The organism is Rhizobium sp. Root1203 (genome assembly GCF_001424945.1).
GTDB lineage: Bacteria > Pseudomonadota > Alphaproteobacteria > Rhizobiales > Rhizobiaceae > Rhizobium.
This window is the reverse complement of the sequence record NZ_LMCW01000012.1, coordinates 366523-390612: the sequence shown is the minus strand read 5'-3', so window position 1 is coordinate 390612 and position 24090 is coordinate 366523. Positions and strand designations below refer to the sequence as shown.

At 59.2% G+C, this 24090-nt stretch carries 23 protein-coding genes and 1 pseudogene; 11 read left to right on the top strand and 13 right to left on the bottom strand.

The window, feature by feature from the left end; translation table 11 throughout:
* Position 1: 1 nt before the first annotated feature.
* The 4 genes and pseudogenes from ASC97_RS12405 to ASC97_RS12390 all read left to right on the top strand — a co-directional run bounded on the left by ASC97_RS12405 (position 2) and on the right by ASC97_RS12390 (position 3900).
* A complete protein-coding gene (locus ASC97_RS12405) occupies positions 2-832 on the top strand; it encodes an MBL fold metallo-hydrolase (protein WP_057468637.1) in 831 nt (276 codons plus the stop codon).
* Positions 833-1025: 193 nt separating this feature from the next.
* Complete coding sequence (locus tag ASC97_RS12400) at positions 1026-1214, top strand: hypothetical protein (RefSeq protein WP_057468636.1); 189 nt, start codon at positions 1026-1028, stop codon at positions 1212-1214.
* A complete protein-coding gene (locus tag ASC97_RS12395; RefSeq protein WP_057468635.1) occupies positions 1190-2203 on the top strand; it encodes an IS30 family transposase in 1014 nt (337 codons plus the stop codon). Before ASC97_RS12400 ends, ASC97_RS12395 begins: the two co-directional genes overlap by 25 nt.
* A 272-nt stretch (positions 2204-2475) precedes the next feature.
* A pseudogene (locus ASC97_RS12390) lies at positions 2476-3900 on the top strand (ISNCY family transposase).
* A 213-nt stretch (positions 3901-4113) separates the two neighbouring features.
* Here the strand turns inward: ASC97_RS12390 and ASC97_RS12385 are convergent.
* The gene (locus ASC97_RS12385) at positions 4114-6681 is read right to left on the bottom strand and encodes a PAS domain-containing protein (protein WP_082529978.1); all 2568 of its coding nucleotides are present in this window, start codon (positions 6679-6681) and stop codon (positions 4114-4116) included.
* A gap of 246 nt (positions 6682-6927) precedes the next feature.
* Here ASC97_RS12385 and ASC97_RS12380 point away from each other — a divergent pair, with 246 nt between their 5' ends.
* The 3 genes from ASC97_RS12380 (at position 6928) to ASC97_RS12370 (ending at position 8809) form a co-directional block, all read left to right on the top strand.
* Positions 6928-7707, top strand: coding sequence for an ABC transporter ATP-binding protein (locus tag ASC97_RS12380; RefSeq protein WP_057468633.1), 780 nt, complete (start codon positions 6928-6930; stop codon positions 7705-7707).
* 302 nt (positions 7708-8009) lie between these two features.
* Entirely contained in the window at positions 8010-8318 is a 309-nt protein-coding gene (locus ASC97_RS12375; protein WP_057468632.1) for a hypothetical protein, read from the top strand.
* Between the two features lie 62 nt (positions 8319-8380).
* The gene (locus ASC97_RS12370; RefSeq protein ID WP_057468631.1) at positions 8381-8809 is read left to right on the top strand and encodes a DUF4864 domain-containing protein; all 429 of its coding nucleotides are present in this window, start codon (positions 8381-8383) and stop codon (positions 8807-8809) included.
* A gap of 31 nt (positions 8810-8840) precedes the next feature.
* On the opposite strand, the gene tgt is transcribed toward ASC97_RS12370, so the two are convergent.
* From tgt to coaD, 5 genes are all read right to left on the bottom strand, one after another.
* Positions 8841-9971: a tRNA guanosine(34) transglycosylase Tgt gene (tgt, locus tag ASC97_RS12365; protein WP_057468630.1), complete on the bottom strand. Its 1131-nt coding sequence runs from the start codon at positions 9969-9971 to the stop codon at positions 8841-8843.
* Positions 9968-11053, bottom strand: a complete 1086-nt coding sequence (gene queA / locus ASC97_RS12360; RefSeq protein WP_057468629.1) for a tRNA preQ1(34) S-adenosylmethionine ribosyltransferase-isomerase QueA — start codon at positions 11051-11053, stop codon at positions 9968-9970. The genes tgt and queA overlap by 4 nt, the downstream gene beginning before the upstream one ends.
* Positions 11054-11125: 72 nt before the next feature.
* The gene (locus ASC97_RS12355; protein WP_057468628.1) at positions 11126-11635 is read right to left on the bottom strand and encodes a peptidylprolyl isomerase; all 510 of its coding nucleotides are present in this window, start codon (positions 11633-11635) and stop codon (positions 11126-11128) included.
* Between the two features lie 26 nt (positions 11636-11661).
* A complete protein-coding gene (locus tag ASC97_RS12350) occupies positions 11662-12234 on the bottom strand; it encodes a peptidylprolyl isomerase (RefSeq protein WP_057468627.1) in 573 nt (190 codons plus the stop codon).
* A 30-nt stretch (positions 12235-12264) separates the two neighbouring features.
* The gene (coaD, locus tag ASC97_RS12345) at positions 12265-12759 is read right to left on the bottom strand and encodes a pantetheine-phosphate adenylyltransferase (RefSeq protein ID WP_057469338.1); all 495 of its coding nucleotides are present in this window, start codon (positions 12757-12759) and stop codon (positions 12265-12267) included.
* Between the two features lie 78 nt (positions 12760-12837).
* Between coaD and ASC97_RS12340 the strand changes: the two genes are divergently transcribed.
* Both ASC97_RS12340 and ASC97_RS34635 read left to right on the top strand, forming a co-directional pair.
* Positions 12838-13158: a hypothetical protein gene (locus ASC97_RS12340; RefSeq protein WP_082529977.1), complete on the top strand. Its 321-nt coding sequence runs from the start codon at positions 12838-12840 to the stop codon at positions 13156-13158.
* An 89-nt stretch (positions 13159-13247) separates the two neighbouring features.
* A complete protein-coding gene (locus tag ASC97_RS34635) occupies positions 13248-13403 on the top strand; it encodes a hypothetical protein (RefSeq protein WP_200959461.1) in 156 nt (51 codons plus the stop codon).
* 284 nt (positions 13404-13687) lie between these two features.
* Here ASC97_RS34635 and ASC97_RS12335 read toward each other — a convergent pair whose 3' ends face one another.
* Genes ASC97_RS12335 through ASC97_RS12315 form a run of 5 tightly spaced genes read right to left on the bottom strand, consistent with a single transcriptional unit; the run spans position 13688 to position 18271 of the window.
* Positions 13688-14203, bottom strand: a complete 516-nt coding sequence (locus ASC97_RS12335) for a GNAT family N-acetyltransferase (RefSeq protein ID WP_057468626.1) — start codon at positions 14201-14203, stop codon at positions 13688-13690.
* Between the two features lie 11 nt (positions 14204-14214).
* Complete coding sequence (locus ASC97_RS12330; protein ID WP_057468625.1) at positions 14215-14832, bottom strand: ABC-type transport auxiliary lipoprotein family protein; 618 nt, start codon at positions 14830-14832, stop codon at positions 14215-14217.
* Between the two features lie 16 nt (positions 14833-14848).
* A complete protein-coding gene (locus ASC97_RS12325; RefSeq protein WP_057468624.1) occupies positions 14849-16219 on the bottom strand; it encodes an MlaD family protein in 1371 nt (456 codons plus the stop codon).
* Positions 16220-16228: 9 nt separating this feature from the next.
* Positions 16229-17077: an ABC transporter ATP-binding protein gene (locus ASC97_RS12320; RefSeq protein ID WP_057468623.1), complete on the bottom strand. Its 849-nt coding sequence runs from the start codon at positions 17075-17077 to the stop codon at positions 16229-16231.
* A gap of 9 nt (positions 17078-17086) precedes the next feature.
* A complete protein-coding gene (locus ASC97_RS12315; RefSeq protein ID WP_057469336.1) occupies positions 17087-18271 on the bottom strand; it encodes an MlaE family lipid ABC transporter permease subunit in 1185 nt (394 codons plus the stop codon).
* A gap of 83 nt (positions 18272-18354) precedes the next feature.
* Here ASC97_RS12315 and dgcA point away from each other — a divergent pair, with 83 nt between their 5' ends.
* Positions 18355-19338, top strand: coding sequence for an N-acetyl-D-Glu racemase DgcA (gene dgcA, locus ASC97_RS12310; protein ID WP_057468622.1), 984 nt, complete (start codon positions 18355-18357; stop codon positions 19336-19338).
* Here the strand turns inward: dgcA and ASC97_RS12305 are convergent.
* Entirely contained in the window at positions 19290-20510 is a 1221-nt protein-coding gene (locus ASC97_RS12305; protein WP_057468621.1) for an MFS transporter, read from the bottom strand. The two genes, dgcA and ASC97_RS12305, sit on opposite strands and share 49 nt — an antisense overlap.
* A 143-nt stretch (positions 20511-20653) precedes the next feature.
* A complete protein-coding gene (locus ASC97_RS12300; RefSeq protein ID WP_057469335.1) occupies positions 20654-21463 on the bottom strand; it encodes a UDP-2,3-diacylglucosamine diphosphatase in 810 nt (269 codons plus the stop codon).
* 244 nt (positions 21464-21707) lie between these two features.
* On the opposite strand from ASC97_RS12300, the gene ASC97_RS12295 reads away from it, so the two are divergent.
* Entirely contained in the window at positions 21708-24020 is a 2313-nt protein-coding gene (locus ASC97_RS12295) for an NADP-dependent malic enzyme (RefSeq protein WP_057469334.1), read from the top strand.
* Positions 24021-24090 lie beyond the last annotated feature (70 nt).

Sequence of the window (24090 nt, the reverse complement as noted above, 5' to 3'; positions counted from 1 at the left end):
CGTGGGCTACCGGCGGCGTTTCACCATACTCGGTTGCTCGTCCTCGCCGGGCGTACCACGCATCACAGGCGACTGGGGCGCCTGCGATCCGGCTAACCCGAAAAACCGCAGGACACGGGCATCTTTCATGGTGCAGCAGTATGACGACAACGGCGGAGTGACGACCGTCGTTATCGATACCGGCCCGGACTTCCGCGAGCAGATGATTGCCGCCCGGGTCGAGCATGTCGACGCCGTCCTCTACACCCATGCGCATGCCGACCACATTCATGGGCTGGACGACCTGCGGGGATACTACTTCGGCTCTCAGCAGCGCGTTCCCATTTACGCGACCGAGATCACGATGGATCGTATCCGGCAGGGTTTTTCCTATTGCCTGGAAACGCCGCCCGGCAGCAACTATCCGCCGATCGTGGAAGCCAAGGTCATTGAAAGTATCGACGCGCCGCTGCGCGTGAGCGGTGCGGGCGGCGTCATTTCATTCCGTCCGCACGCTCAACAGCACGGCGATATAATATCGTTGGGATTTCGCATCGGCAATGTCGCTTATTGCAGCGATATCAGTGATTTTCCGCCGGATACTGTTGGAAAACTTGGAGCGCTCGATGTCCTCATCATCGACGCCCTGCAATACCGGTATCATCCAAGCCATCTGTCGCTGGAGCAATCGCTCGACTGGATCGATCGCCTGAAGCCGAAGAAGGCGATCCTCACGCACATGCATACGCCGCTTGACTACGACACCGTCATGGCCGAGACGCCGGAGCATGTGGTTCCAGCTTACGACCAGATGAGTTTCGACGTCGAATTGACCGAACTCGAAAACACATAGATTTTCATCGATGAGCTCTGGTGTGCTCAAGGCACTCGCTGAGCCGCATATCCGGCGACGCGATCTCACCAGCAGTTACAAAGCTGCATGTTGGTTCCATAATCTATCTTATCCGATCTTGCCATGTAAGGGCGGTGGATTCCATTTTCAAATGCAACAGAGACAATATTGGCCATGATTTCAGGAGGATGGAATGGCCCGCTCTTTTGTGCAGTTGAGTATGGACGAACGTCGCGTCATCGCGCGGATGCATGAGAAGAAGATCAGCGTGTCGGTGACCAGCATCCGCATCTCGCGGGTGGATTCCATTTTCAAATGCAACAGAGACAATATTGGCCATGATTTCAGGAGGATGGAATGGCCCGCTCTTTTGTGCAGTTGAGTATGGACGAACGTCGCGTCATCGCGCGGATGCATGAGAAGAAGATCAGTCAGGCGGAGATCGCACGGACGCTGCGCCGAGACCGGTCGACGATCAGCCGTGAATTGCGTCGGAATTTCTGGCACGATCGTGAAGTTTCACTCGCCCAAGGCTACTGGCATGTGACGGCGCAGGAGATGGCTAACGATCGCCGCCGGCGGTATCGCAAGCTGTTGCGCGATCCACACCTGTGCGCCGCCGTGATCGATCGCCTGAAGGACGGCTGGTCGCCGGAACAGATTTCCGGGCGACTGAGGCTTGCCAGCGGCTCGTCTTCCAGATTGAGCCATGAGACGATCTATCAGTATGTCTACTCCCAGGAAGGCCGGGATCAGCAACTGGCTCGGCACTTGCCGGAGCGGCGCAGGAAACGGCGCCCGAGATATGCGCGCAAGCCCAGAAGTCTCGTCTTTCCAATGGAATGCGCCATTCGAAACAGGCCTGAAGCCGTCAATTCCCGCAGCGAATTTGGCCACTGGGAAGCGGACCTGATGATCTTCAGGAAGGAGCACGGCTCCGCCAACATCGCCACCGTCGTCGAACGCAAGAGCCGATACACCGTTCTGTTCCGTAACAATGACAGGCGATCGAAGCCGATCATGAACCAGTTGATCCGTCATCTGGCACCCCTGCCCGCGCAAGCCCGACAAAGCCTGACATTCGACCGGGGGCTTGAATTCGTCTCATGGCGCGAACTGGAGAATGGCATGGGAACAACAGCCTGGTTCTGTGACCCGCAAGCGCCTTGGCAGAAAGGCACGGTCGAGAACACCAACAAGCGCGTCCGGCGCTATCTGCCGCCGGAGACAATTGTACTAGATGTGACCAACGAGGACATCCGCACCCTGTGCGACCGGCTTAACGACACGCCGCGCAAGTGCCTGGGGTTTCAGACGCCGACCGAGATCTTCAGCCAGCATCTATTGGCTTTGGAGGGCACCCTCAGGTAGGCTGCTGAACTGCGTTGCATTCGATCTGGAACCAGCANTCAGACGCCGACCGAGATCTTCAGCCAGCATCTATTGGCTTTGGAGGGCACCCTCAGGTAGGCTGCTGAACTGCGTTGCATTCGATCTGGAACCAGCAGGCTATTTAGTAATGCGACAGTTGGGCCGGTTAGAGATGCGACAGTCTCGCCTCTCGACGCGCTGGTCAATGCCAACGTTGGGAGCAAGGATGACGACCTTCAGCTTGGTCGAGACCATGAGCGGTCGGAGTCGTCATGTCCTGTTTAATCACCATGTCGCAGAAAGAGTTGCATCGCTTCGAAGTTATTCAGAAGATCCGTGATCAGCGCCTGAGCGTCGTCCAGGCCGCCGAGTTGCTTGGGCTCAGCCGAAGTCAGGTTCACAGGCTGCTGCAGGCCTATGACCATTCCGGTGCAGCCGGGCTGGTTTCGAAGAAGCGATCGAGACCAAGCAATCGGCGCCACAGCGAGGAGTTTCGCAATGCGGCGCTGGATCTGATCCGCGAGCGCTATCTTGATTTCGGTCCGACGCTGGCTCGCGAGAAGCTGATCGAACTGCATCATATTTCGGTCGCCAAGGAGACGCTGCGGCAATGGATGACGGAGGCCGGCATCTGGATCTCGCGGCGTGAGCGCAAGAAGCGGGTTTTCCAGCCGCGCGGCCGGCGCGACTGTTTCGGGGAGCTGGTTCAGATCGATGGATCGCATCACCGGTGGTTCGAGAACCGTGGTCCCAAATGCGCCCTGCTTGTCTATATCGATGACGCCACCGGCAAGTTGCTGCAGCTGCGGTTCGCTGGGTCAGAGAACACGTTCGACTATCTGCATGCGACGAAGGCTTATCTGCAGCAATGGGCAAACCTCTGGCCTTCTACAGTGACAAGCATGGGGTTTTCCGTAGCACGCATGCGTCGGAGAAAGACCGGACGAGCGGTCTGACGCAGTTTGGTCGTGCGCTTTATGAGCTGAACATCGACATCATCTGCGCCAATACCCCGCAGGCAAGGCCGCGTAGAACGCGCCAATCAGACGCTGCAGGACCGGTTGGTCAAGGAATTGCGGCTTCGTGGCATCGATACGATCGAGGCGGCCAACGCTTATGCATCAGAATTCATTGCGGATTTTAATTCCCGTTTTGGCAAACCGCCACGCAACCCGAAGGATATGCATCGGCCACTGGCCGATCATGAGAACCTTGACGGCGCCATGTGCCGGAAGGAGGTCCGCACGCTGTCGCAGTCGCTGACGCTGCGCTACGACAAGGTGCTGTTCATTCTTGATCCGACGGAGCGGGCCAAAGGGCTGGCGGGAAAGAAGGTCGTTGTCTGCGACTACCCGGACGGCCGCCTCGAGATCATGCACGAGAGCTTCACCCTCCCCTACAGAACCTTCGATACACTGCGGTCGGTCCACCGGGCAGAGGTTGTCGAGAACAAGCGTCTCGACGACATGCTTTCCATCGTCGCCGAGCTGCAGGCTGGGCGGGAACAGCAGCGCAGCAAGAGCGGCCCTCGCCGCACCGGCCAGACGGATCATCTGTTCGGTATTCCCGATGGCAGCCAGGGCAATGGTTATCAGAAGCGTGGCCGCAAGCCTGGCCGGCGGACGGACTTCATGAATGATCCGGAGGTCATCGCAAAAAGGCAGAAGGCGCTGGCACGGATGGAGGCAGCGGAATAAATGGGGCACGCAAAGTCTCAAAGCTAAAGCCGAAGGGATGTTCCTCACCCGCCCCCGCTCCTCCCTTGCAACCCGGCCCAGCCGGTCGGATCGGCGGCTAATCCGAAGCGCAAGTGTCGCGTTTCTAACTGGCTGACAGCGTCGCCCATCTAACCAGCTTTGACATCTCATGGAGCGGGGTGGATTCAAGGATGAAGTGCCTTTTCCTTCCGCTCATGGTGGGCCGTCCAGCACCGTTCTGACTTTCCTCGCGAGTTGATCGAGACTGAACGGCTTTTGCAGCAGGTTCGTTCCGGGATCGAGCATGCCGTTGTGAACGACTGCGTTGCGGGTATATCCGGTCGCGTAGATCACCTTTATGCTTGGTACATGCCGCCGCGCGAGATCGGCGAGCTTTCGACCGTTCATATCGGGCATGACGATATCGGTCAGCAGCAGATCGAAAGTCCTTCCGCTCTCCAGCAGCTGCAGAGCTTCGGGGCCGCCGCCGGCACTGGTGACATCATACCCGAGGTCGACCAGGGCCTCCTCGGTGAATTTTCGCACGCGTTCTTCGTCCTCGACAAGCAGAATGGTTTCGGCGCCGCCCCGCGGCACCTCCTGTTGGGTACTTCTGGCATGATCGACGGTGGCGGCATCGCCGTAGAGACGCGGCAGATAGATCTTGATGGTCGTGCCGACGCCCACTTCCGAATAGATCTTGATGTGACCGCCTGTCTGGCGAACAAAGCCGAACACCTGGCTGAGTCCAAGACCGGTTCCCTTTCCAACCCCCTTCGTCGTAAAGAACGGATCAAATGCTTTTGCCGCAACCTCTCTGCTCATTCCGGTTCCCGTGTCGCTGATGGCGATCATGACGTACTGCCCTGTCGTGAGGTCATACTCGCGGCCATAAGCCTCATCGACATGGGTGTTTGCCGTTTCGATGGTGAGCTTGCCGCCGTCAGACATGGCGTCACGGGCGTTGACGGCAAGATTGAGCATTGCGTTTTCGAGCTGCGCAACGTCGGCCCGCACCTTCCAGAGACCCGCCGCGAGGACGGTTTCGACGCGGATATGTTCTCCGAGCGTGCGGCGCAAAAGCTCGCTCATCCCCATCAGCATCCTGTTGCTGTCGACGGTTTCCGGCGATAGCGGCTGCTGACGGGAAAAGGCAAGCAAGCGCTGCGTGAGCGACGCTGCTCGCTGCGCGCCTTCCATCGCACCCGATATGAAGCGTTCGACATCGGTTTCGCCGCGCTCCAGCCTTCGCTTCAGAAGGTTGAGGCCGCCCATAATGACCGCAAGATTGTTGTTGAAATCGTGCGCAATCCCACCGGTAAGCTGACCGATTGCTTCCATCTTTTGCGATTGTCGAAGCTGTGCCTCGGCTTTCAAGAGGTCAGCCGTTCGCGCGTCGACCTGCTGCTCGAGCGAAACCGTCAGCTGTTTGAGCTCGGTTTCGGCGCGCCTTCGCTCCACGGCCTGCCGTGTTCGCTCGGCTACCTCCCGGATGAATCGAAGCTCCTCGGCCAACCATTCGCGGGGCGTCGCATTGTTGATGAACAGCATTGCCACGAGCCCGTTGCGCTCCCTGATTGGAATGTTGACAATTGAGAGCGCGCTTGCCTCGCGTAGAGCATGGATTTTTCCTTGCGTTCGACTGTCCCTCTCCGCATCTGTGAATACAACAGTCTCGCCACGCTTCAGGTCGTCGATAAATGTTCCATAATCTCGCAAACGGACGACCCCGCGCAGCGATTTTATGCCGTCAGCCGTCCAATCCTTGGCAATCGTGACGGTCTCGGTTTCTAGGTCTATGGTCCCGTAGCCCGCCCTGCTGGCTTCCAGCAGCATTCCGAGCGTCCGGGCAGCTGCGAATGCGATTTCGTCAGGATTGTCTAGTTCCCTGATTTGCTCCTGTAATTCGATGACGGCAGATCGCTGGATCTCGGCGGTCTTCATTTCGTGAATATCCGTACAGCTTCCATACCATCTTGTAATCTTACCCTCTGCGTCCACAACGGCGTGCGCCCTGCCGATGACCCACCGGTAATTTCCCGAACGGTGCCTGAGACGGTATTCGACCTGGTACGGCTCTCCGGTCGCGAGGCTGTGTCTCCAGCTGCTCCACGCCCTCCCCTGGTCGTCCGGATGAAACATTCCGTTCCATGACTCGCCGTCCGTGGAGCCATGGGGAACACCGGTATATTCGTACCATCGATCATTGTAGTAGTCGTGATAGCCGTCCGGACGCGTCGACCAGATCATCTGATCAATGGAGTTGGTTATGGCCTTGAGCCGCTCTTCGCTTTCGCGCAGACGACGCTCGTAGTTGGTCCGATCCGTGGTCTCCTCGACGATGCAGATGACGCCCGCGACCTTGCCATCGTGCTCGTGAACCGCCGAATAGGAAATATCGAAGGTAACCGTTTCCGGATGGCCGTGGCGGGTAATGGAGAAAGGCCGATCCTTTGCAAGGACCGGTTCGCCCTGTTCCCAAACCTGATCGAGCAAAGGCTTGAGGTCGTCCCACAGCTCGGCCCAATTCTCTTCTGCCGGACGTCCGAATGCGCGGGGATGCTTGTCGCCGATCGTCGGCATGTAGGTGTCGTTGTAAAGGGCGACATACCCCTTCCCCCAGAACATGACGATCTGAACAGGGGCATTGATCATCAGGTCGAAGGAGGCACGCAGCGTTGGGCTCCAGCCCGCAGGGTCCCCGAGGGGTGATCGCGTCCAGTCCGCCGTATGAAGGAGAGTCCGGATGGCACTTGAGGGCGGCGTTTGGCTAAGCGGCATCGTTTCGACTTGAATGAGTGTGACTGGACGGATGATCGGTCATGAGAGAATTGAGCGGCAACGACGACTATGTGGCGCAATATGCGAAGAAGAAAAGAGGCCCTTCCATCAGATAGCCCACTTCTGCAGCAGCACGATCGACTTGCTGCATGGCATCTAAGTTGACAAGTATAGTAAACTTTTGCAGGAGCATTGGACAGTCCATGTTCCCAACATTTTATCCAGTGCCAACCGGAGGTGCCGTAGATGTCCCCACCATTCCTGACGATGTCGCAAATCCAGTATGATGCAGGCAAGAGACGCATTCTTTCCGGCATCGACCTGACGCTGGACGCGGGGCGGATCTATGGGCTTGTCGGGCAGAATGGTTCCGGCAAGAGCACGCTGCTCAAGATCGTTGCGCGCCAGATCGAACCCACGTCGGGCACTATCGAGGTACAGGGACAAGCCGCCTCATCATGGCGCGGGAGAGCCTTTGCGCGCCAGGTTGCCTATATGCCGCAATTCACGTCGACAACGGATGGCATGACGGTCCGCGAGCTTGTGGCGCTCGGTCGTTTTCCCTGGCACGGCACGCTGGGACGATTTACCCGAGCTGACCGCGACATGGTCGACGAGGCCATCCGGCGAACCGAGCTTGAAAAGTTCGCCGACCGTCTTGTCGCAAATATGTCGGGCGGCGAGCGGCAGAGGGCGTGGATCGCCATGATGCTGGCGCAGAATGCGCGTTGCCTGCTGCTGGACGAACCGACCTCTGCACTCGACCTTGCACATCAGGCGGGCGTCCTCTCCCTTCTGCGCGAACTATGCCACGAGCGGGACCTGACGATCGTGGTGGTCCTTCACGATATCAATCTGGCCGCGCGCTACTGCGACGAAATCGTTGCGCTGGACGGTGGCGCCATTTTGGCGCGCGGGACGCCGAGGGATATCGTACGGGCCGACGTGCTGAAGTCAGTCTTCGGCGTCGAAATGGGTGTTTTCCCGCACCCTGTCAGTCACGAACCGGTCAGCTATCTCCTGTAGGCGGCCCGGGCGCGGCCATAGACGCGGCCGCGCAATCTTGGAAGCCTTGGTCCCGCAGTGGCCGCGCCGCCCTTGTCGATAAACAGGGTGACCGCAACCGGAAAAGCCAGCTCCAGCAGGCCCGGGTGACAGCACTCCCGAAGTCGAGAACGAACAGCCCCCTGTGCGGGCGATAATAGGCGCCGGAAGGCGGAATTCTTTTCCATTGGGAACAATAGGTTGCAGCGAAGCGTTGATCGCGCGGGATCTGGATTGTGACGTAGCGTAACATGCTGTTGCGCGTCCTGCCCCTGGAGACGCGGATGCCCTGGATTGCTTACATCGTCCATTTTGTTGCAGCCGCATTCATGACGAACGGCATTCCTCATTTCGTCAACGGTGCCAGCGGCCGGCCGTTTCCGACGCCGTTTGCCCGCTCGGCCTCGGAAAGGCTGAGTTCGCCGCAGGTCAATGTGATCTGGGGGTGGATCAATTTCCTGATTGCTTTCCTGCTCTTTGCCAATATCGGCCCTCTCTATATCGGCACGCCGGGAGACACGATCTTTGTCGCAGCCGGCGTCCTCGCAACCGGACTGCTGCTGGCGCGGATATTCGGAGGGGTCCGCGCCTGATCCGGAGTCTTTCCTTGCGCGTAAAAAGCCCTACACTTCTTACAGAAGTTGGAGCTACGTCCATGCGCGCTTTCCTCGCAGTTCTAGTCCTGTGTGCTTCTTGCCTTCTCTCCATTCCAACCGCGCGTGCCGAAGATCCGATCGACATGACGCGCACCATGATCGATGAGCAAATTAAGGCATTCCTGCATGACGACGCCGGGGCGGCCTACGCCTACGCGGCGCCCGGCCTGAAGGCGCTCTATCCCGACAAGGACGTGTTCTTCGCAATGGTCAAGAAGAGCTATCAGCCGGTCTATCATCCGGGGAACTACGCGTTCGGACGCAGCCGGTCTATCGACAACGGTGCAATGATCTATCATGAGGTGCTGATCACCGGGCGCGACGGCAAGGACTGGACCGCGATCTACCAGATCGCGCGCCAACCCGACGGCAGCTACAAGATCAGCGGCGTCCAGATCGTTCCGAATACCGACAGCAAGGGGATCTAGACGAACGTGTAAAGTCGTACACGGCCCTGGTTCAGACCGGCTCGAGATCACCCCTCGCCCATTCTTCCTGCGTCTCCGCCATGAAGTCGGCGAACCGGCCTTCCGTGATCGCTTTTCTGATTCCCTGCATCAACTCCTGATAGTAGGCTAGGTTGTTCCAGGACAGCAGCATGCCGCCAAGTGCTTCGTTCGAACGGACCAGATGGTGCAGATAGGCGCGCGAATAGTCGCGCGACGCCGCGCAATTCGACTGCTCGTCGAGCGGACGCATATCTTCGGCGTGGCGGGCATTGCGAATATTGACCTTGCCGCGGCGGGTGAAAGCCAGACCATGCCGGCCGGAGCGAGTCGGCATCACGCAGTCGAACATGTCGATACCGCGGGCGACCGACTTCAGAATATCATCTGGCGTACCAACGCCCATGAGATAGCGTGGTTTCTCTGTCGGCAGGACGGGAAGCGTCTCTTCAAGTATCTTCAGCATCACCGCCTGTGGTTCGCCGACAGCCAGTCCGCCAACGGCATAGCCCTTGAGGTCGAGCTCGGTCAGCGCCTGGGCGGAACGGACGCGGAGCGCCGGAATATCGCCGCCCTGAACGATGCCGAACATCGCCTTGCCCGGCTGGATGCCAAAGGCGACCTTGCAGCGTTCGGCCCAGCGCAATGACATTTCCATCGCACGTTCGATCTCGCGAGGCTCTGCGGGAAGTGCTACGCACTCGTCGAGTTGCATCTGGATGTCGGAACCGAGCAGGCCCTGGATCTCGATCGAGCGTTCCGGAGACATGTGATGCAGGCTGCCGTCGACATGCGATTTGAATGTCACGCCTTGCTCGTCGAGCTTGCGCAGACCGGACAGCGACATGACCTGAAAGCCCCCGGAATCGGTCAGGATCGGGTGTTCCCAACGGATCAGCTTGTGAAGTCCGCCAAGACGTGCAACGCGCTCCGCTGTCGGGCGAAGCATCAGGTGGTAGGTGTTGCCGAGGATGATATCGGCCCCGCTTTCGCGGACCTGATCGAGGTACATCGCCTTGACCGTACCCACCGTGCCGACCGGCATGAAGGCGGGCGTGCGGATCGCACCGCGCGGCATTGAAACTTCGCCAAGACGCGCGCCGGCGTCCGTCTTCTTGAGGGTGAACTGGAAGTTTTCGGTCATGTGTCTTTCCGCAAAATAAGGCTCGCGTCGCCATAGGAGTAGAAGCGGTAGCCCGTGGAAATCGCGTGGTTGTAAGCCGCGCGCATCGTCTCGACGCCGGAAAATGCCGAAACCAGCATGAACAGTGTCGAGCGCGGCAGGTGGAAATTCGTCATCAGGATATCGACCGCCTTGAAGCGGTAGCCGGGCGTGATGAAGATGCCGGTGGCGCCGGCCCATCCGCGGATTTCGCCGGTGTCCTGGGCCGCGCTCTCGATCAGCCTGAGCGAAGTGGTGCCGACGCAGACGATCCGCCCGCCTCTCGCCTTGACGGCATTCAGCTTGGCGGCCGTTTCGCCGCTGACATAGCCACTTTCAAGATGCATCTTGTGGTCGTCGGTGTCGTCGGCCTTGACCGGCAGGAAAGTTCCGGCGCCGACATGCAGCGTCACGAAGTGTTTTTCGACGCCGGCTCGGTCGAGCGCCTCGAAGAGCTTTGGAGTGAAATGCAGTCCGGCAGTGGGAGCGGCCACCGCGCCCTCTTCGCGGGCGTAGATGGTCTGGTAATCCGCGCGATCGCGCTCGTCTTCGGCACGCTTTGCCGCGATGTATGGCGGTAGTGGAATATGGCCGACCGAATGTATGGCTTCATCGAGCGCCGGTCCGGAAAGGTCGAAAGCAAGCGTCACCTCACCGCCATCGCCCTTCTCCTCGACCGTGCATTCCAGCTTTCCAAGCAGGCAGCTCGAGCCGTCGTGACCGAACGATATGCGGTCGCCGATCTTGATGCGCTTGCCGGGCCTGGCAAAGGCCTTCCAGCGGCTGGCACCCATGCGCATGTGCAGCGTCGCCGAAACCTGCTGTCCGCCGGCACCCTCGCGATTGCGAATGCCCTCGAGTTGCGCGGGAATGACTTTCGTATCGTTGAAAACGAGCGCATCCCCTGCCCGCAGAAACGATGGCAGATCGCCAACGTGGTGGTCGGCCAGAACCGTTTCGGACTGAGGATTGACGACGAGCAGGCGCGCACTGTCGCGCGGCTCGGCAGGCCGCAGCGCAATCAGTTCATCCGGCAGATCGAAATCGAAAAGGTCAACGCGCATAGGGCAGTTCCAGGCAAAGTGAAACCCGCCCCGCGCCGTTGGCGCAAGGGCGGGTTTCAGCAGAAATCACGATTAGACGTCGGCGGCAACCCGCATCGAGACGATCGAATCCGGATCGGTGACCGGCTCGCCTTTCTTGATCTTGTCCACGTTGTCCATGCCTTCGATGACCTGGCCCCAGACGGAGTACTGCTTGTTCAGCCACGGAGAATCCGTGAAGCAGATAAAGAACTGAGAGTTGGCGGAGTTCGGGTTTTGCGAACGCGCCATCGAGCAGGTGCCTCTGACATGGCTGATCGCAGAGAATTCGGCCTTCAGATCAGGCTTCTCGGACCCGCCCATGCCGGCGCGGCCAGGGTTGAAGCTTTCGCCGCCCTTCTTACCGAACTTCACGTCGCCGGTCTGGGCCATGAAGTCGTTGATCACGCGATGGAAGACGACGCCGTCATAGGCCTTCTCGCGGGCGAGTTCCTTAATGCGGGCGACGTGCTCCGGCGCGACCTCAGGCAGCAGTTGGATGACAACGTTGCCCTTTGTGGTTTCCAGGATGATGGTGTTTTCGGGATCCTTGATCTCGGCCATTCTTCTTCTCCTATTTGTCTTGAAACTTACTTCTTGCCGACGGTGACCTTGACCATACGGTCGGGGTCGGTGACTTCGCCGTTCTGGCCCTTGCCGCGCTTGATCTTGTCGACATTCTCCATGCCGGAAACGACCTTGCCGACGACCGTGTACTGTCCGTTCAGGAAGGCGCCGTCAGCAAACATGATGAAGAATTGCGAATTGGCGGAGTTCGGATCCTGCGAGCGGGCCATGCCCACCGTACCGCGTTCGAAAGGCGTCTTGGAGAACTCGGCCGGGATGTTCGGCATGTCGGAGCCGCCGGTACCGGCAAGGCTCGCATCGAAGCCCTTTTCCATGTTGCCGTACTGGACGTCACCCGTCTGTGCCATGAAGCCTTCGATCACGCGGTGGAAGGCGACGTTATCGTATGCACCCTTCTTTGCGAGCGCTTCGATCTGGGCGACGTGCTTCGGAGCAACATCAGGCGCCAATTCGATAACAACCGGACCGTCTTTCAGCTGGATGGTCAGCGTGTGATCGCCCGATTGCGCAAATGCGTCGCCGGCAAACGAAGCAAGATAAAGCACACCGGCAAATGCGAGATAGAAGAGTTTCATGTGAGGCTCCGTTGCTGCGAAATAAGACGCCTAGGATTTGCGCTTGGATTGAAGGGCTTTCAAGACGACGGCAGGTACAAAAGCGCTGACATCGCCTCCCATCGCCGCGATTTGGCGGACCAATGTGGCGGTTATGGGCCGCGAGGCAGTTCCCGCTGGCAGAAAGACAGTCTGAATATCGGGTGCCATCTGCCGGTTCATACCCGCCATCTGCATTTCGTAATCGAGATCGGTGCCGTCGCGCAGGCCACGGATCAGGAGGATCGCACCATGCGCGCGCGCTGCATCGACCACCAGATTATCGAACGCCACGACCGAGATATCCCCAGTTCGCTCGGGCAGTGTTTCCGCGAGCGATTTTCGGATCAGGTCTGCTTTTTCCTCGAAAGAGAAAAGCGGCGTCTTTCCCGGATGAATGCCGATAGCGACAATCACCTTGGATGCGACGTTCAGCGCCTGGACGAGTACGTCCACATGTCCGTTCGTGATTGGGTCGAAGGACCCGGGATAAAAAGCTGTCGTCATAGCCCGGCCGTTTGTTTCGACGCCTTTTGTCACGGATAAAGGCTTCCCGCAAGTCATTTGCCCACGACTGAACGGCGGATGAATGATGCATTCAAGGCCGCTTCAGCTGCCGTGCTTATATCAAAGAGCGTCAACCTCGCCGATGCCCTTCCGGTTTCGGTTCCTCTCGGAATTCCCATGCTGATCATTCTTGTCGCCTTTGCAATCGCGGTCTCGCTGGTCGCCGAATTTTTCTATGCCTGCGTGCAGGAAATCCGCGAAGCCTCGTGGGTGCGTTCGGATATCAGGGAGCACCATGCGATCGTCAGGGCGACCGGCAGAGTGGCATTTAAACCGATTAAGAAGTCTGAACGCCAGATGAACGCGGCATTCAAAGAGGCTTCAGATGCGCATTGGTAAACGACATCTCAATACCAGCGGAACCATTTCCAAACGGATGCGTTCTTTCAACCGAAGCGTAACGCGATACGCGCCACAAGGATGATAATATGCCAAATAAGATTACCATGATTAATGCAGTCTGGATGGTAATGATGACCGGTATGCTTGCAGCCACTGTCGCGCTTTACGATCAGAAAGTTGATGCGTCCAAGGTGTATGGCCCTTATGCGTCGGCCCGCGCAGCCGTCATGAGCCAATACTGAGGGGCGTGAACGCAAAATCCTGGAGGATTGCATATGTTCACGATCTTGACTCTGCTTACTGCCCTTATCAGCACAATGTTTATCCTATCTGTGGCTTCCACCGTCGCGGCTCTTCGCCGTGAAAACGAAGACATTAAGAAATTCAATGGGAAGCACAGCCTTTTCTAAGGCGCGCCAGTGTTCCCGACGAATGCTCGTGGATGGGCCGGAGACGATAAATCTTTGCTGGCTTGGCTCTCAAAGAGCCCGCCGGCAACAAAATCTTCGAGACAGGCCCCAACCCCTTAGTGTGCAATTCGCCGCACCATGATGAACTCGTCGATTTCTCTGCCTCTATGCAGCAACGCGCTGGGGATCAGGCCCGCCTCAACAAAACCCGCCCGCGCATAGAATTGTTTGGCAGCTGCATTTTCGATACTGACCGCGAGTTCCAACTGCCGTATGCCGCAATCGCAGGCGTGAGTAACCAGCCGATCGAGTACCCTCATCGCGAGGCCGGTTCCGCGCATTGTTTCCCGAACATAGACCATAACGACCGTTGCACGGTGAGACATCTTGCTTGCCGCCTGCGTTATCATGCCCATGATTGCGACAGGGTCGTCCTGTTGGAATGCGACGAACACCCGAGCATCGAGCAGCCGCCTGGTCCATTCGTCCTTTGAAAGGCCCTCCCAGTCTTCAAGGCTACTGGCATAGGCCGAGGGCTCAGCACGTAAGGCTTCCAGCCGGATGCGCCGGAATGCCTCGACGTCGTCGGCCCCGAGCATGCGGATCGTCTCTCCCTTCGTGTCCTTGGCCATATCGATGCCGATCAGATCGACTTCAGTGTCCAGTCGACGATCTCACTGCTGACAGATGAGAAGGCGCGGTCCAGCGCCTTGACAAAACCGTCGGTCGATCCGCCACCGGCCGGAACGGCTTGCCTGAACACCTTTTGGGCGCGGACGGAACCGTTGCGGTCGTTGAGAATTTTAGCGGAGATTTCGACGACAGCCTGACCGCCGTTGCCGGTCGCGATCTCGAAGGCGCGTATATCGGTTACAACCTGGTAGTCGATCGCAAGCCCCTGCCCCGGAATTCCGACGCCGCCGAGCTTGCCGGAATTCTCGTATGCCTCGACAAGCTTGGCCTGCACCATCCGCGGAAGCTTGTCGCTCCACTGTGCCTTGGCAAGGTACTGGATTTCCGACGAGGAGACACGGATGACGATCTGTTCGCTGTCGAGGGCTTTCAATGCCGTCGGCTGCTGTACGAGGATTTGCCGGTTCTTCGCCGCTGGTCCTCCATCGCCGCTGACGGATGCCGACAGGTCGAAGGTATCGTTCTTCGCCGATGTCCCGCATCCCGCAAGGGCAACCGCCAGCAGGGGCAGTACGATCGCGCGTTTCGACAGCCACGAACGACGCACGAACAAATCCGATACAGCCATATGCCGAGTTCCCATTTTAACGCCGCGTCCGGCCGTCGAATTGTTTTACAGTGTCGCCGCCGAAGATCAGTCGCTGCGGATCGCGATCGAAATTGCTGATCGCATCGTTGAGGTTCTGCATGGTCGAACGTGTGTCGTTGACGAGCGACTGCACATCGCGCAGACCGCCGCTCGAGAATTTCTGCAGATTGTCAGCGATCGGGCCAATGCGCGCGTTGAGGTTATCGGCAACCTTCTTGAACGAATCCAGTGTGTTACGCGCTTGAGTAAAAAGCGACTGCGTGCTGTCGGACCCAAGCAAGGTGTCCAGCTTGGCGAGGATTCCATCGACACGCGTCGACGCTGCGTTCAGTTTGTTCGCGATTTGCGTGACGTTCTGGATGGTCTGGTCGATGTCCTTCTGGTGGGCAGATACAGTATTCGCAACATCCTTTATGGAGGCGACAGCGACGCGTGCATCCTTGGTGGCCTGCGCGATATCTTCCACCGAGCCCTTGACCTTTGCCGGATCGATCTGCGCAACGAGCGTATCGACCTTGTCGAGAGTTGCCTGCGCCTTCTTGCCGAAATCGTTGTAGGTCGTCGCCGTCTCCTGGATTTTCTGGACGGCGCCTTTCAGGTCGCCCGAAGCGTCGGCAACGTTGTTGCTGATCGTTTCCGCATTCGCCAAAATGTGGTCGATCTTCTTCGCATCGACGGCTTTGACGAGTGCCTCGACCGCCTCCAGCGTCGAATCCACGCGACCGGAAACTTTGCGCACGGTTTCGGAGAGCTGGCCGACGCTCTGAAGGAAGGAGTCGATGTTGTCGGAATTCTTCGCCAGCGCATCCGAGAAAGTCTCAGCATTCTGCAATGTCTTGGTGAGCGGACCTCGTGCGTCCTTCACAAAACCCTGGATCTGACCGACCGCGTCGTTTGCACGGTCGAGAATCTTGTCCGCCGTGGCCAGGAGATTGGTCACGCTCGACTGATCGGCGACGATAACCGCCCGTTTGCCGGTATCGATCGACTCTTGCAGGATATTCTTCTCACCCACCTTGCCGCCGGAAAGCTCGATGTAGGCAGCACCGGTGAGCCCCTGAATCTCCAGAATCGCCTTCGTCGACGGATAGATAGGGGCGTCCACCCTTACTTCGGTAAATGCCAGCGAGAACTGCGGATCGTCGGCATCAATCGACAGCGATTGCACCGAACCCACCTGAATGCCGTTGAACCGGACAGGCGAGCCTACGCTGAGGCCGTTCGCCGAGCCGGGAATGCGCACGACAAGCTCCACCATCGGTCCGCCGCGCCCGTATTCGGCCATCCAGTAGACGAAGCCGAATGCGGCGGCGATGACCAGCACCGTGAAAAAACCGACAATCGTGTAGTTCGCTTTGGTTTCCATCGTATCCGCTCACTTCCCGCGGCTGTCTTGCGCCGGCCCGTCGTGGGCGGAGGCGTGGCTGTCCTGCGGCACGATCGAACGCGCGCGCTTGCCCTTGAAATAAGCCTGAACCCACGGATCGTCGTAGGCCAGCATGTCTTCGATCGTCCCCTCCACCATGACGCGTTTCTTTCCGAGCACCGCTATGCGGTCACATACGGAAAACAGGCTGTCGAGATCGTGAGTCACCATGTAAACGGTGAGGCCAAGGGTATCGCGAAGCTTTGCGATCAGTTCGTCGAATTCCGCTGCGCCGATGGGATCCAGACCGGACGTCGGTTCGTCGAGGAACACAAGCTCGGGATCCAGTGCCAGGGCGCGCGCCAGTGCGGCGCGTTTGATCATGCCGCCCGAAAGTTCCGACGGGTACTTGTCGGCCGCATCCGCCGCGAGACCGACCAGCCGTATCTTCAGGTGGGCGAGCTCGTCCATCAGCGATACCGGCAGATCGAGATATTCGCGCATCGGTACCTGAATGTTCTCCTTCACGGTCAGCGAAGAAAACAGCGCGCCCTGCTGAAAAAGAACACCTAGACGCATGTCGAGCGCATTGCGCTGCGGCTCGTCGAGTTCATCGAAATCCTGGCCGAGAATCTTGATGTGACCGGATCGGCGCGGCAGCAACCGAAGCACGGTGCGCATCAGAACGGACTTGCCTGTGCCGGATGCCCCCACGAAACCGAGAATCTCGCCGCGGTAGATATCGAGGTTGAGATTGTCGAGCACGATTTTCGACCCGAAGCCGACGGTGACATCGCGCGCGGATAGAACGATATCCCGCCCTTCTTCACTTTTGGTCTCTGTCTGTTGTCCGTCCACGTACAGTCCTTAAAAATTGATCGCCGCATAGAACATGGCAAAAAGCCCGTCCATGAGGATAACGACGAAGATCGCCTTCACAACGGCCGACGTCACATGCTGGCCGAGCGACTCGGCACTGCCACCCACTTTTAAGCCCTCCACGGCTGCAACGATACCGATAACCAGCGCCATGAAGGGCGCTTTGATCATTCCGGAGAGCACTGTCGAGAGCGTGATCGCCTCATGGAGCCGCGAAATGAAGTTGGCAAACGTAATGCCTGAGTAGCCCCAGGCAACGACAGCGGCACCAAAGAGCGAGGCGAAGTTGGCAAGGACCGTCAGAAGCGGCAGCGCGACGGTCAGCGCCACAAGGCGCGGAAAGATCAGGACGCCCACCGGGTTGAGCCCCATAACCTTCAACGCGTCGACTTCCTCGCGCATCTTCATGGAGCCGATTTCGGCGGTAATGGCGCTTCCCGAGCGGCCCGCGATCATGATGGCCGTCAGGAGAACGCCGATTTCGCGCAGTTGCAGAATACCCACGAGATCGACGACGAAGACTTCGGCACCGAAATAGCGCAGCTGGAATGCTCCCTGCTGCGCGATGATGGCGCCGATCAGAAACGACATCAAAAGGATGATCGGAACGGCCCGAACGCCCATATGATCGATCTGATTGACGATCGATGCAGGCGAAACGCCACTGCCTCGGCCGAATTTCATCTGTGCGCCACGCACCGCCGAGCCGAGGATGTACATCGCCGCAGCGAGATTGTCCCACAGATCGTATATGATCTTGCCGATAGGCGCGAAGATCCGCTCCCCCAGGGACAATGCCGGCCTCTCCTCCTGCTCCTGCTTTGCAGGCTCCTCCGAGAAGGTGGCCAACATCTCGTCGATGTGCGGATTGCTGCCCTCGAACCGCAGGGTTCCGCCGGCACCTTCGACTTGTTTCCTCAGCCGACACAGCAACCAGACCCCCGCCGTATCGATGTCAGAAAGACCGGAAAGATCGAGCGTAAGATCGCCGGCGCTACGAGCCGCGAGATGATCGAAGTCTCGAAGAATGGAATGAATGTTGGCGCTTCGCCAGCTTCCTTCAAGATGAACGCGCGCACCCGAACCATTTGCTTGGTCGTCCACATGCAGTGAGGCGGCGTTGCGGTTCTCGGACTTCAAAATGCTTGTGTCTTTCAAGGCTTGCGGCGACATTGCCGACTCGCGAACTACGGTTCGCCGCTCGCACTCAATATACGCAAGCCACATCAAATTTCCATGCGCGCAGGATTGCAAATATGCCACGGTCACTCGAAATTCTAACCGACTCTTTCCCGATCGCCGGTGCGTTCACGATCGCCCGTGGCACAAAAACCTCGGCGGAGGTGATCGTTTGCCTCGTTAGTGAGGATCTGGCGGTCGGCAGGGGCGAGTGCGTGCCTTACCGTCGCTACGGCGAAACGATGGAAAGCGTCGCCGCCCAGATCGAAGCGGCAAGGCCGCTCCTGGAAGCCGGCCTCACGCGCTTGGAGCTTCAGCGGGCGATGCCGCCAGGCGCCGCACGAAACGCGGTCGATTGCGCGCTCTGGGATCTGGAAGCCAAGCTGACTGGAACGCCGGTCGCAGCACGGCTTGGCCTGAGTGCCCCGCAGCCGCTGACAACGGCCTTCACCATTTCGCTCGGGGAGCCGGACGTGATGGCCGCGCAGGCGCGGGCGAACGCCACGCGCGCACTGCTCAAGGTCAAAGTCGGCACAGCCGACGATGAAACCCGGATACGCGCCGTGCGGGCAGCGGCCCCCGAAGCGGCAATCATTTTGGACGCCAACGAAGGCTGGCCGGAAAACACATTGGAACATCACTTGCGCGTTGCCGCTGAAGCCGGCATTGCCCTTGTCGAACAGCCCCTCCCGGCGGGCAGGGATGAGATGCTTGCCGACATCGAGCGACCAATTCTCGTCTGCGCCGACGAGAGCGTCCATCATACTGGCGATCTCGCCAGCCTCCGGGATCGCTACGACGCCATCAATATTAAGCTAGACAAGACAGGCGGTCTGAGCGAGGCGCTGGCGATGAAACGGGAGGCGCAACGCCTCGGCTTCCAGATCATGCTCGGCTGCATGGTCGGCACGTCGCTTGGCATGGCGCCCGCCGTTCTGCTTGCGCAGGGTGTCGAATTCGTCGACCTTGACGGCCCGCTGCTTCTCGCGCGTGACCGTGAGCCCGGCCTGCGCTACGAGGCCTCTCTCGTCTGGCCTCCGGAACCGGCTCTTTGGGGCTGAAGATAGTAGGCCACCACGATAAGGCCGAGACCCACGAGGGCGACGAGCGCCATCACATAGTAGCTTGCTAGACCAAGCGATGTGTAGAGGTAGCCCGACGCGAGCGTCATCAGGGCCAGGAAGATGCCGTTGTAGAAGAAATAGGCGCCCTGCGCCGAGGATTCCTGTGTCTCCTGCACGGAGGCGACAATGCGCCGCTGCACGCCTGTATGAACGAAGGCATAGCTGAACGCGTGCAGGCATTGCAGCAGAAAGAAGCCCAGGAAACCCCAATGCATGGGAAAGAGAAGCCAACGGCAAACGCTCACGCCGGCTCCAAAACGGATCAGGGTCCAGGCATCGAAGCGCCGGCTCAATCGCTTGGACAGGAAAAACACCGCGACTTCCGCGGCCACGCCGGCGCTCCACAGCACGGCAATCTCAGTTCCCGAAAAGCCGAGGTCGCGCCAATAGATCGTGGCGAACGTATAGACCACGGCGTGGCTTGCCTGCTGGATGGCAACGCCGATCAGAAGCACGAGCAGGTGCGGCTGTCGCAACGAACTGCCCGTTGCAGCCGGAATGTCGACCGGCGTGCCTCTCCTGCGCGTAGGACCGATGCGCGGACAAAACATCGCCATGACCATGGTCATGACGAATCCGAATATCATCACCGGCAGCACCATCTGGCCGCCCCAGCGACCGATCAGCTGCCCGCCTGCCAGAGTGGAGACAATGAAAGCCACTGACCCCCAGACGCGCATGGAACCATAGTCGAGACCCCACCGCCGGACGCCCGAGATGACGATGGACTCGACCACTGGAACATAAGGAGAGAAAGTCGCCCCCTGTACCGTATAAACAATCAGGACAGGCCAGAACGTGCTCGTCCAGTAGAGCGCGATTGCCGTCAGCAGCGAAAGTCCGCCCGAAAACAGAAGAACGTCCGCTCTCTCCTTCATTCGGTCCGCATACATGGCGACGATGGGCGCGACCAGAACGCGCACCACCATCGGCACTGCCAGGATGATGCCGATTTCATGATCGTTGAACTTGTGAAGCGCCAGCCAGACGGGAAAGAACGGCACGGCAACGCCGTTCACGAGCAGCGGTGCGCAGTAGGAAAGTGCGCTCAGCAATCGGAAGTGCGCAGGCGCACCCTCGGCTGCGGGGGCTTTATCGGCGGGAATCATGGGTCGAACCTGAGGAAACTAAACGTTGCCTAACACGTCAACCCTGGGGCGACCATGGCGAGAAATGGCCTTGCCAAACCGATTTCAAAAATAAACCTGGCCTGTCGCGATCGAGCAACGCCAGCACTTCCGCCCGGTCCCCGTCACGCGGCCTGCTGTGCCAGTTCGCGCTTCTCGTGATGCGCAATTGCCAAGGGAGCGGGCACCGCTTCGCCGTTCTTGCGCCATTCGATCAGTTCGAAGGTGCCGTCCTCATGCTCGACGATCGCCGTGCAGCTCTCCACCCAATCGCCGGTATTGATGTAGCGGATCCCGTCCATGTCCTCCATGACGGCGTGATGAATGTGCCCGCAGATGACGCCATCCGCGCCATTCTTGCGTGCTTCGTCGGCGACGACCCTCTGGAACTCGCCGATGAAGTTCACTGCATGTTTCACCTGCAGCTTCGCCCAGGCCGAGAACGACCAGTAGGGCATCCCCAGACGACGACGCACTCCCGCCAGCCCGACATTGATCATGATAGCGATGTCGTAGGCCCAGTCGCCGAGATAAGCGAGCAGTCGCGCATTGCGCACGACCACGTCGAATTCGTCGCCGTGCAGAACGAGATATTTCTTGCCGTCGGCAGCTTCATGGATCATGCGCTCGGCGACTTCGATGCCGCCGAAGTGCATGCCCGGGAAATCCCGCAGAAACTCGTCGTGATTGCCGGGTATGTAGACGACCCGTGTTCCCTTGCGCGCCTTGCGCAGCAACTTCTGTATCACGTCGTTGCAGTCCTGCGGCCAATACCAGCTGCGTTTCAGGCGCCAGCCGTCGACGATGTCGCCGACGAGGAAGATCGTATCGGCGTCGTGGTATTTCAGAAAATCGAGAAGAAAGTCCGCCTTCGCGGCCTTTGAGCCGAGATGCACGTCGGAGATAAAGAGCGTACGGAAGTGGCGGGTATCCATATTGTCCTTCACAAGCATCCTGCCCGTGTCCCATTGTTCATCTGGTCCTTGAAAACCAGACTCGTGTTTCAGGATGATGACATTGCGGTGTTTGGCGGGATTTCGGACGGTGCACGGTGCCCGCAGCTAGTGTCCACATTCGAGGTGTTTTCGCGAGAGAACCGAAATTCAGACTGTTCCCGCGTTTTTATTGATGTATGGAAGGCGCACCAACGACAGCATGTGCGGCAGCCCGGAGGCGATGATGGATCATCACGACAAGTCCAAGACGGAAAACAACATGGCAGGTGGAAGCCTCGACGAACAGGCGCTCTTCTTTCACCGCTATCCCCGTCCGGGCAAGCTCGAGATCCAGGCCACCAAGCCGCTCGGCAACCAGCGTGACCTCGCTCTGGCCTACTCGCCCGGCGTCGCTGCTCCCTGCCTCGCCATCCGCGACGATCCGGAGACAGCCGCCGACTATACCTCGCGCGCCAACCTTGTTGCCGTTATATCCAACGGAACTGCCGTTCTGGGCCTTGGCAATATAGGCCCGCTTGCCTCCAAGCCTGTCATGGAAGGCAAGGCCGTCCTGTTCAAGAAGTTCGCCAACATCGATGTCTTCGATATCGAGGTAGACGCCAACAGCGTGGAGCAGATGGTCTCGACCGTCGCTTCCCTTGAACCGACCTTCGGGGGCATCAACCTGGAAGACATCAAGGCGCCTGAATGCTTCGAGATCGAGCGCCGCCTGCGCGAAAAGATGAAGATCCCGGTCTTCCATGACGACCAGCACGGGACGGCCATCATCGTCGCGGCTGCGATCCTGAATGGCCTTGAACTCGCCAACAAGAAGATCGAGGAGGTCAAGATCGTCGCCTCAGGCGCCGGCGCTGCGGCCCTCGCCTGCCTCAACCTTCTCGTCACGCTCGGTGCCAGGCGCGAGAATATCTGGGTCCATGACATCGAGGGGCTCGTCTACGAGGGTCGCGTCGAGCTGATGGACGAATGGAAGAGCGTCTACGCACAGAAGAGCGAGACGCGCACGCTGGCGGAAAACATCGGCGGCGCGGACGTCTTCCTCGGGCTTTCGGCAGCCGGCGTGCTGAAGCCGGAACTGTTGGCGCAGATGGCCGAAAAGCCGCTGATCATGGCTCTCGCAAACCCGACGCCTGAAATCATGCCGGACCTAGCCCGCGCAGCGCGCCCGGATGCGATGATCTGCACCGGTCGATCGGATTTCCCAAACCAGGTCAACAACGTCCTCTGCTTCCCCTACATCTTCCGTGGCGCTCTTGATTGTGGCGCTGTGACGATCAATGAGGAAATGAAGATGGCCGCCGTTCGCGCCATCGCAGCACTTGCCCGCGAGGAGCCGTCGGACGTCGCTGCCCGCGCCTATTCCGGCGAAACGCCGGTCTTCGGGCCGAACTATCTCATCCCCTCGCCGTTCGATCCGCGCCTCATCCTGCGCATTGCGCCAGCCGTGGCCAAGGCCGCGGCCAAAAGCGGCGTCGCCGTGCGGCCCATCACCGATTTTGATTCCTATCTCGATCAGCTGAACCGTTTCGTCTTCCGCTCGGGCTTTGTGATGAAGCCGATCTTCGCCGCCGCGAAGAATGCCGAACGCAAGCGCGTGATCTTCTCCGAAGGCGAAGACGAACGCGTACTGCGCGCGGCGCAGGTCCTGCTGGAGGAAGGAATTGCCGAGCCGATCCTCATCGGCCGCCCCCAGGTTATCGAAACCCGTCTGCAGCGCTACGGACTTCGCATCCGCCCGCTGTCGGATTTCGATGTAATCAACCCGGAAGACGATCCGCGCTTCCGCGAATATGTCGACCTCTACTTCTCGCTGGTCGGTCGCCGCGGCGTCATTCCGGAGGCCGCGCGCACAATCGTCCGTACCAATACGACAGTCATCGGTGCGCTGGCCCTGAAGCGGGGCGAAGCAGACGCCCTGATCTGCGGGCTCGAAGGCCGTTACGAAAAGCACCTGCGCGACGTCCGGCAGATTATCGGCAAGCGAAAGGACGTCCGTGACTTTTCGGCACTGAGCCTGTTGATCTCGCAGCGTGGCGCCACCTTCTTCACCGATACCTACGTGACCTTCAATCCCACCGCGGAGGAGGTCGCCGAATCCGCAATCCTGGCGGCCGAGGAAATCAGGCGCTTCGGGATCACGCCCCGCGCCGCGCTCGTCTCGCATTCGAATTTCGGCTCGCGGGAATCCGAGAGTGCCACGAAGATGCGTGCCGCCCTGCAGCTCGTTCGCGATGCCGCGCCTGAACTGGAAGTCGATGGTGAGATGCATGGCGAAAGCGCGATCTCCGAGGCGTTGCGCAAGCGTGTAATGCCGGATACGACCCTGCACGACGAAGCAAACCTGCTGGTATTTCCGAACCTCGACGCCGCCAACATCACGCTCGGCGTCGTGAAATCGATGACCGATGGTCTGCATGTCGGCCCGATCCTGCTCGGCGCGGCAATGCCGGCCCATATTCTGGCACCATCGGTCACCTCCCGAGGCGTGGTGAATATGGCAGCCCTTGCTGTCGTGGAGGCGTCCCAGCCGGCTTGAGTTGGCAGAGATTGGGAAAATGCGTTAGAATCTCAACGGCAGCTTGTTAAGACAAACAGGCTATCGGGAA

Bases quoted from the DNA above. Each gene is read 5' to 3' on its own strand.
- dgcA (WP_057468622.1), top strand. From the start codon at position 18,355: ATGCCACGGTCACTCGAAATTCTAACCGACTCTTTCCCGATCGCCGGT.
- ASC97_RS12300 (WP_057469335.1), bottom strand. From the start codon at position 21,463: ATGGATACCCGCCACTTCCGTACGCTCTTTATCTCCGACGTGCATCTC.
- ASC97_RS12315 (WP_057469336.1), bottom strand. From the start codon at position 18,271: ATGTCGCCGCAAGCCTTGAAAGACACAAGCATTTTGAAGTCCGAGAAC.
- ASC97_RS12335 (WP_057468626.1), bottom strand. From the start codon at position 14,203: ATGGCCAAGGACACGAAGGGAGAGACGATCCGCATGCTCGGGGCCGAC.
- ASC97_RS12385 (WP_082529978.1), bottom strand. From the start codon at position 6,681: ATGCCGCTTAGCCAAACGCCGCCCTCAAGTGCCATCCGGACTCTCCTT.
- ASC97_RS12400 (WP_057468636.1), top strand. From the start codon at position 1,026: ATGGCCCGCTCTTTTGTGCAGTTGAGTATGGACGAACGTCGCGTCATC.
- ASC97_RS12330 (WP_057468625.1), bottom strand. From the start codon at position 14,832: ATGGCTGTATCGGATTTGTTCGTGCGTCGTTCGTGGCTGTCGAAACGC.
- ASC97_RS12305 (WP_057468621.1), bottom strand. From the start codon at position 20,510: ATGATTCCCGCCGATAAAGCCCCCGCAGCCGAGGGTGCGCCTGCGCAC.
- ASC97_RS12380 (WP_057468633.1), top strand. From the start codon at position 6,928: ATGTCCCCACCATTCCTGACGATGTCGCAAATCCAGTATGATGCAGGC.
- tgt (WP_057468630.1), bottom strand. From the start codon at position 9,971: ATGACCGAAAACTTCCAGTTCACCCTCAAGAAGACGGACGCCGGCGCG.
- coaD (WP_057469338.1), bottom strand. From the start codon at position 12,759: ATGACGACAGCTTTTTATCCCGGGTCCTTCGACCCAATCACGAACGGA.
- ASC97_RS12325 (WP_057468624.1), bottom strand. From the start codon at position 16,219: ATGGAAACCAAAGCGAACTACACGATTGTCGGTTTTTTCACGGTGCTG.
- ASC97_RS12375 (WP_057468632.1), top strand. From the start codon at position 8,010: ATGCCCTGGATTGCTTACATCGTCCATTTTGTTGCAGCCGCATTCATG.
- ASC97_RS12395 (WP_057468635.1), top strand. From the start codon at position 1,190: ATGGCCCGCTCTTTTGTGCAGTTGAGTATGGACGAACGTCGCGTCATC.
- ASC97_RS12370 (WP_057468631.1), top strand. From the start codon at position 8,381: ATGCGCGCTTTCCTCGCAGTTCTAGTCCTGTGTGCTTCTTGCCTTCTC.
- ASC97_RS34635 (WP_200959461.1), top strand. From the start codon at position 13,248: ATGCCAAATAAGATTACCATGATTAATGCAGTCTGGATGGTAATGATG.
- ASC97_RS12295 (WP_057469334.1), top strand. From the start codon at position 21,708: ATGGATCATCACGACAAGTCCAAGACGGAAAACAACATGGCAGGTGGA.
- ASC97_RS12340 (WP_082529977.1), top strand. From the start codon at position 12,838: ATGAATGATGCATTCAAGGCCGCTTCAGCTGCCGTGCTTATATCAAAG.
- ASC97_RS12355 (WP_057468628.1), bottom strand. From the start codon at position 11,635: ATGGCCGAGATCAAGGATCCCGAAAACACCATCATCCTGGAAACCACA.
- ASC97_RS12350 (WP_057468627.1), bottom strand. From the start codon at position 12,234: ATGAAACTCTTCTATCTCGCATTTGCCGGTGTGCTTTATCTTGCTTCG.
- queA (WP_057468629.1), bottom strand. From the start codon at position 11,053: ATGCGCGTTGACCTTTTCGATTTCGATCTGCCGGATGAACTGATTGCG.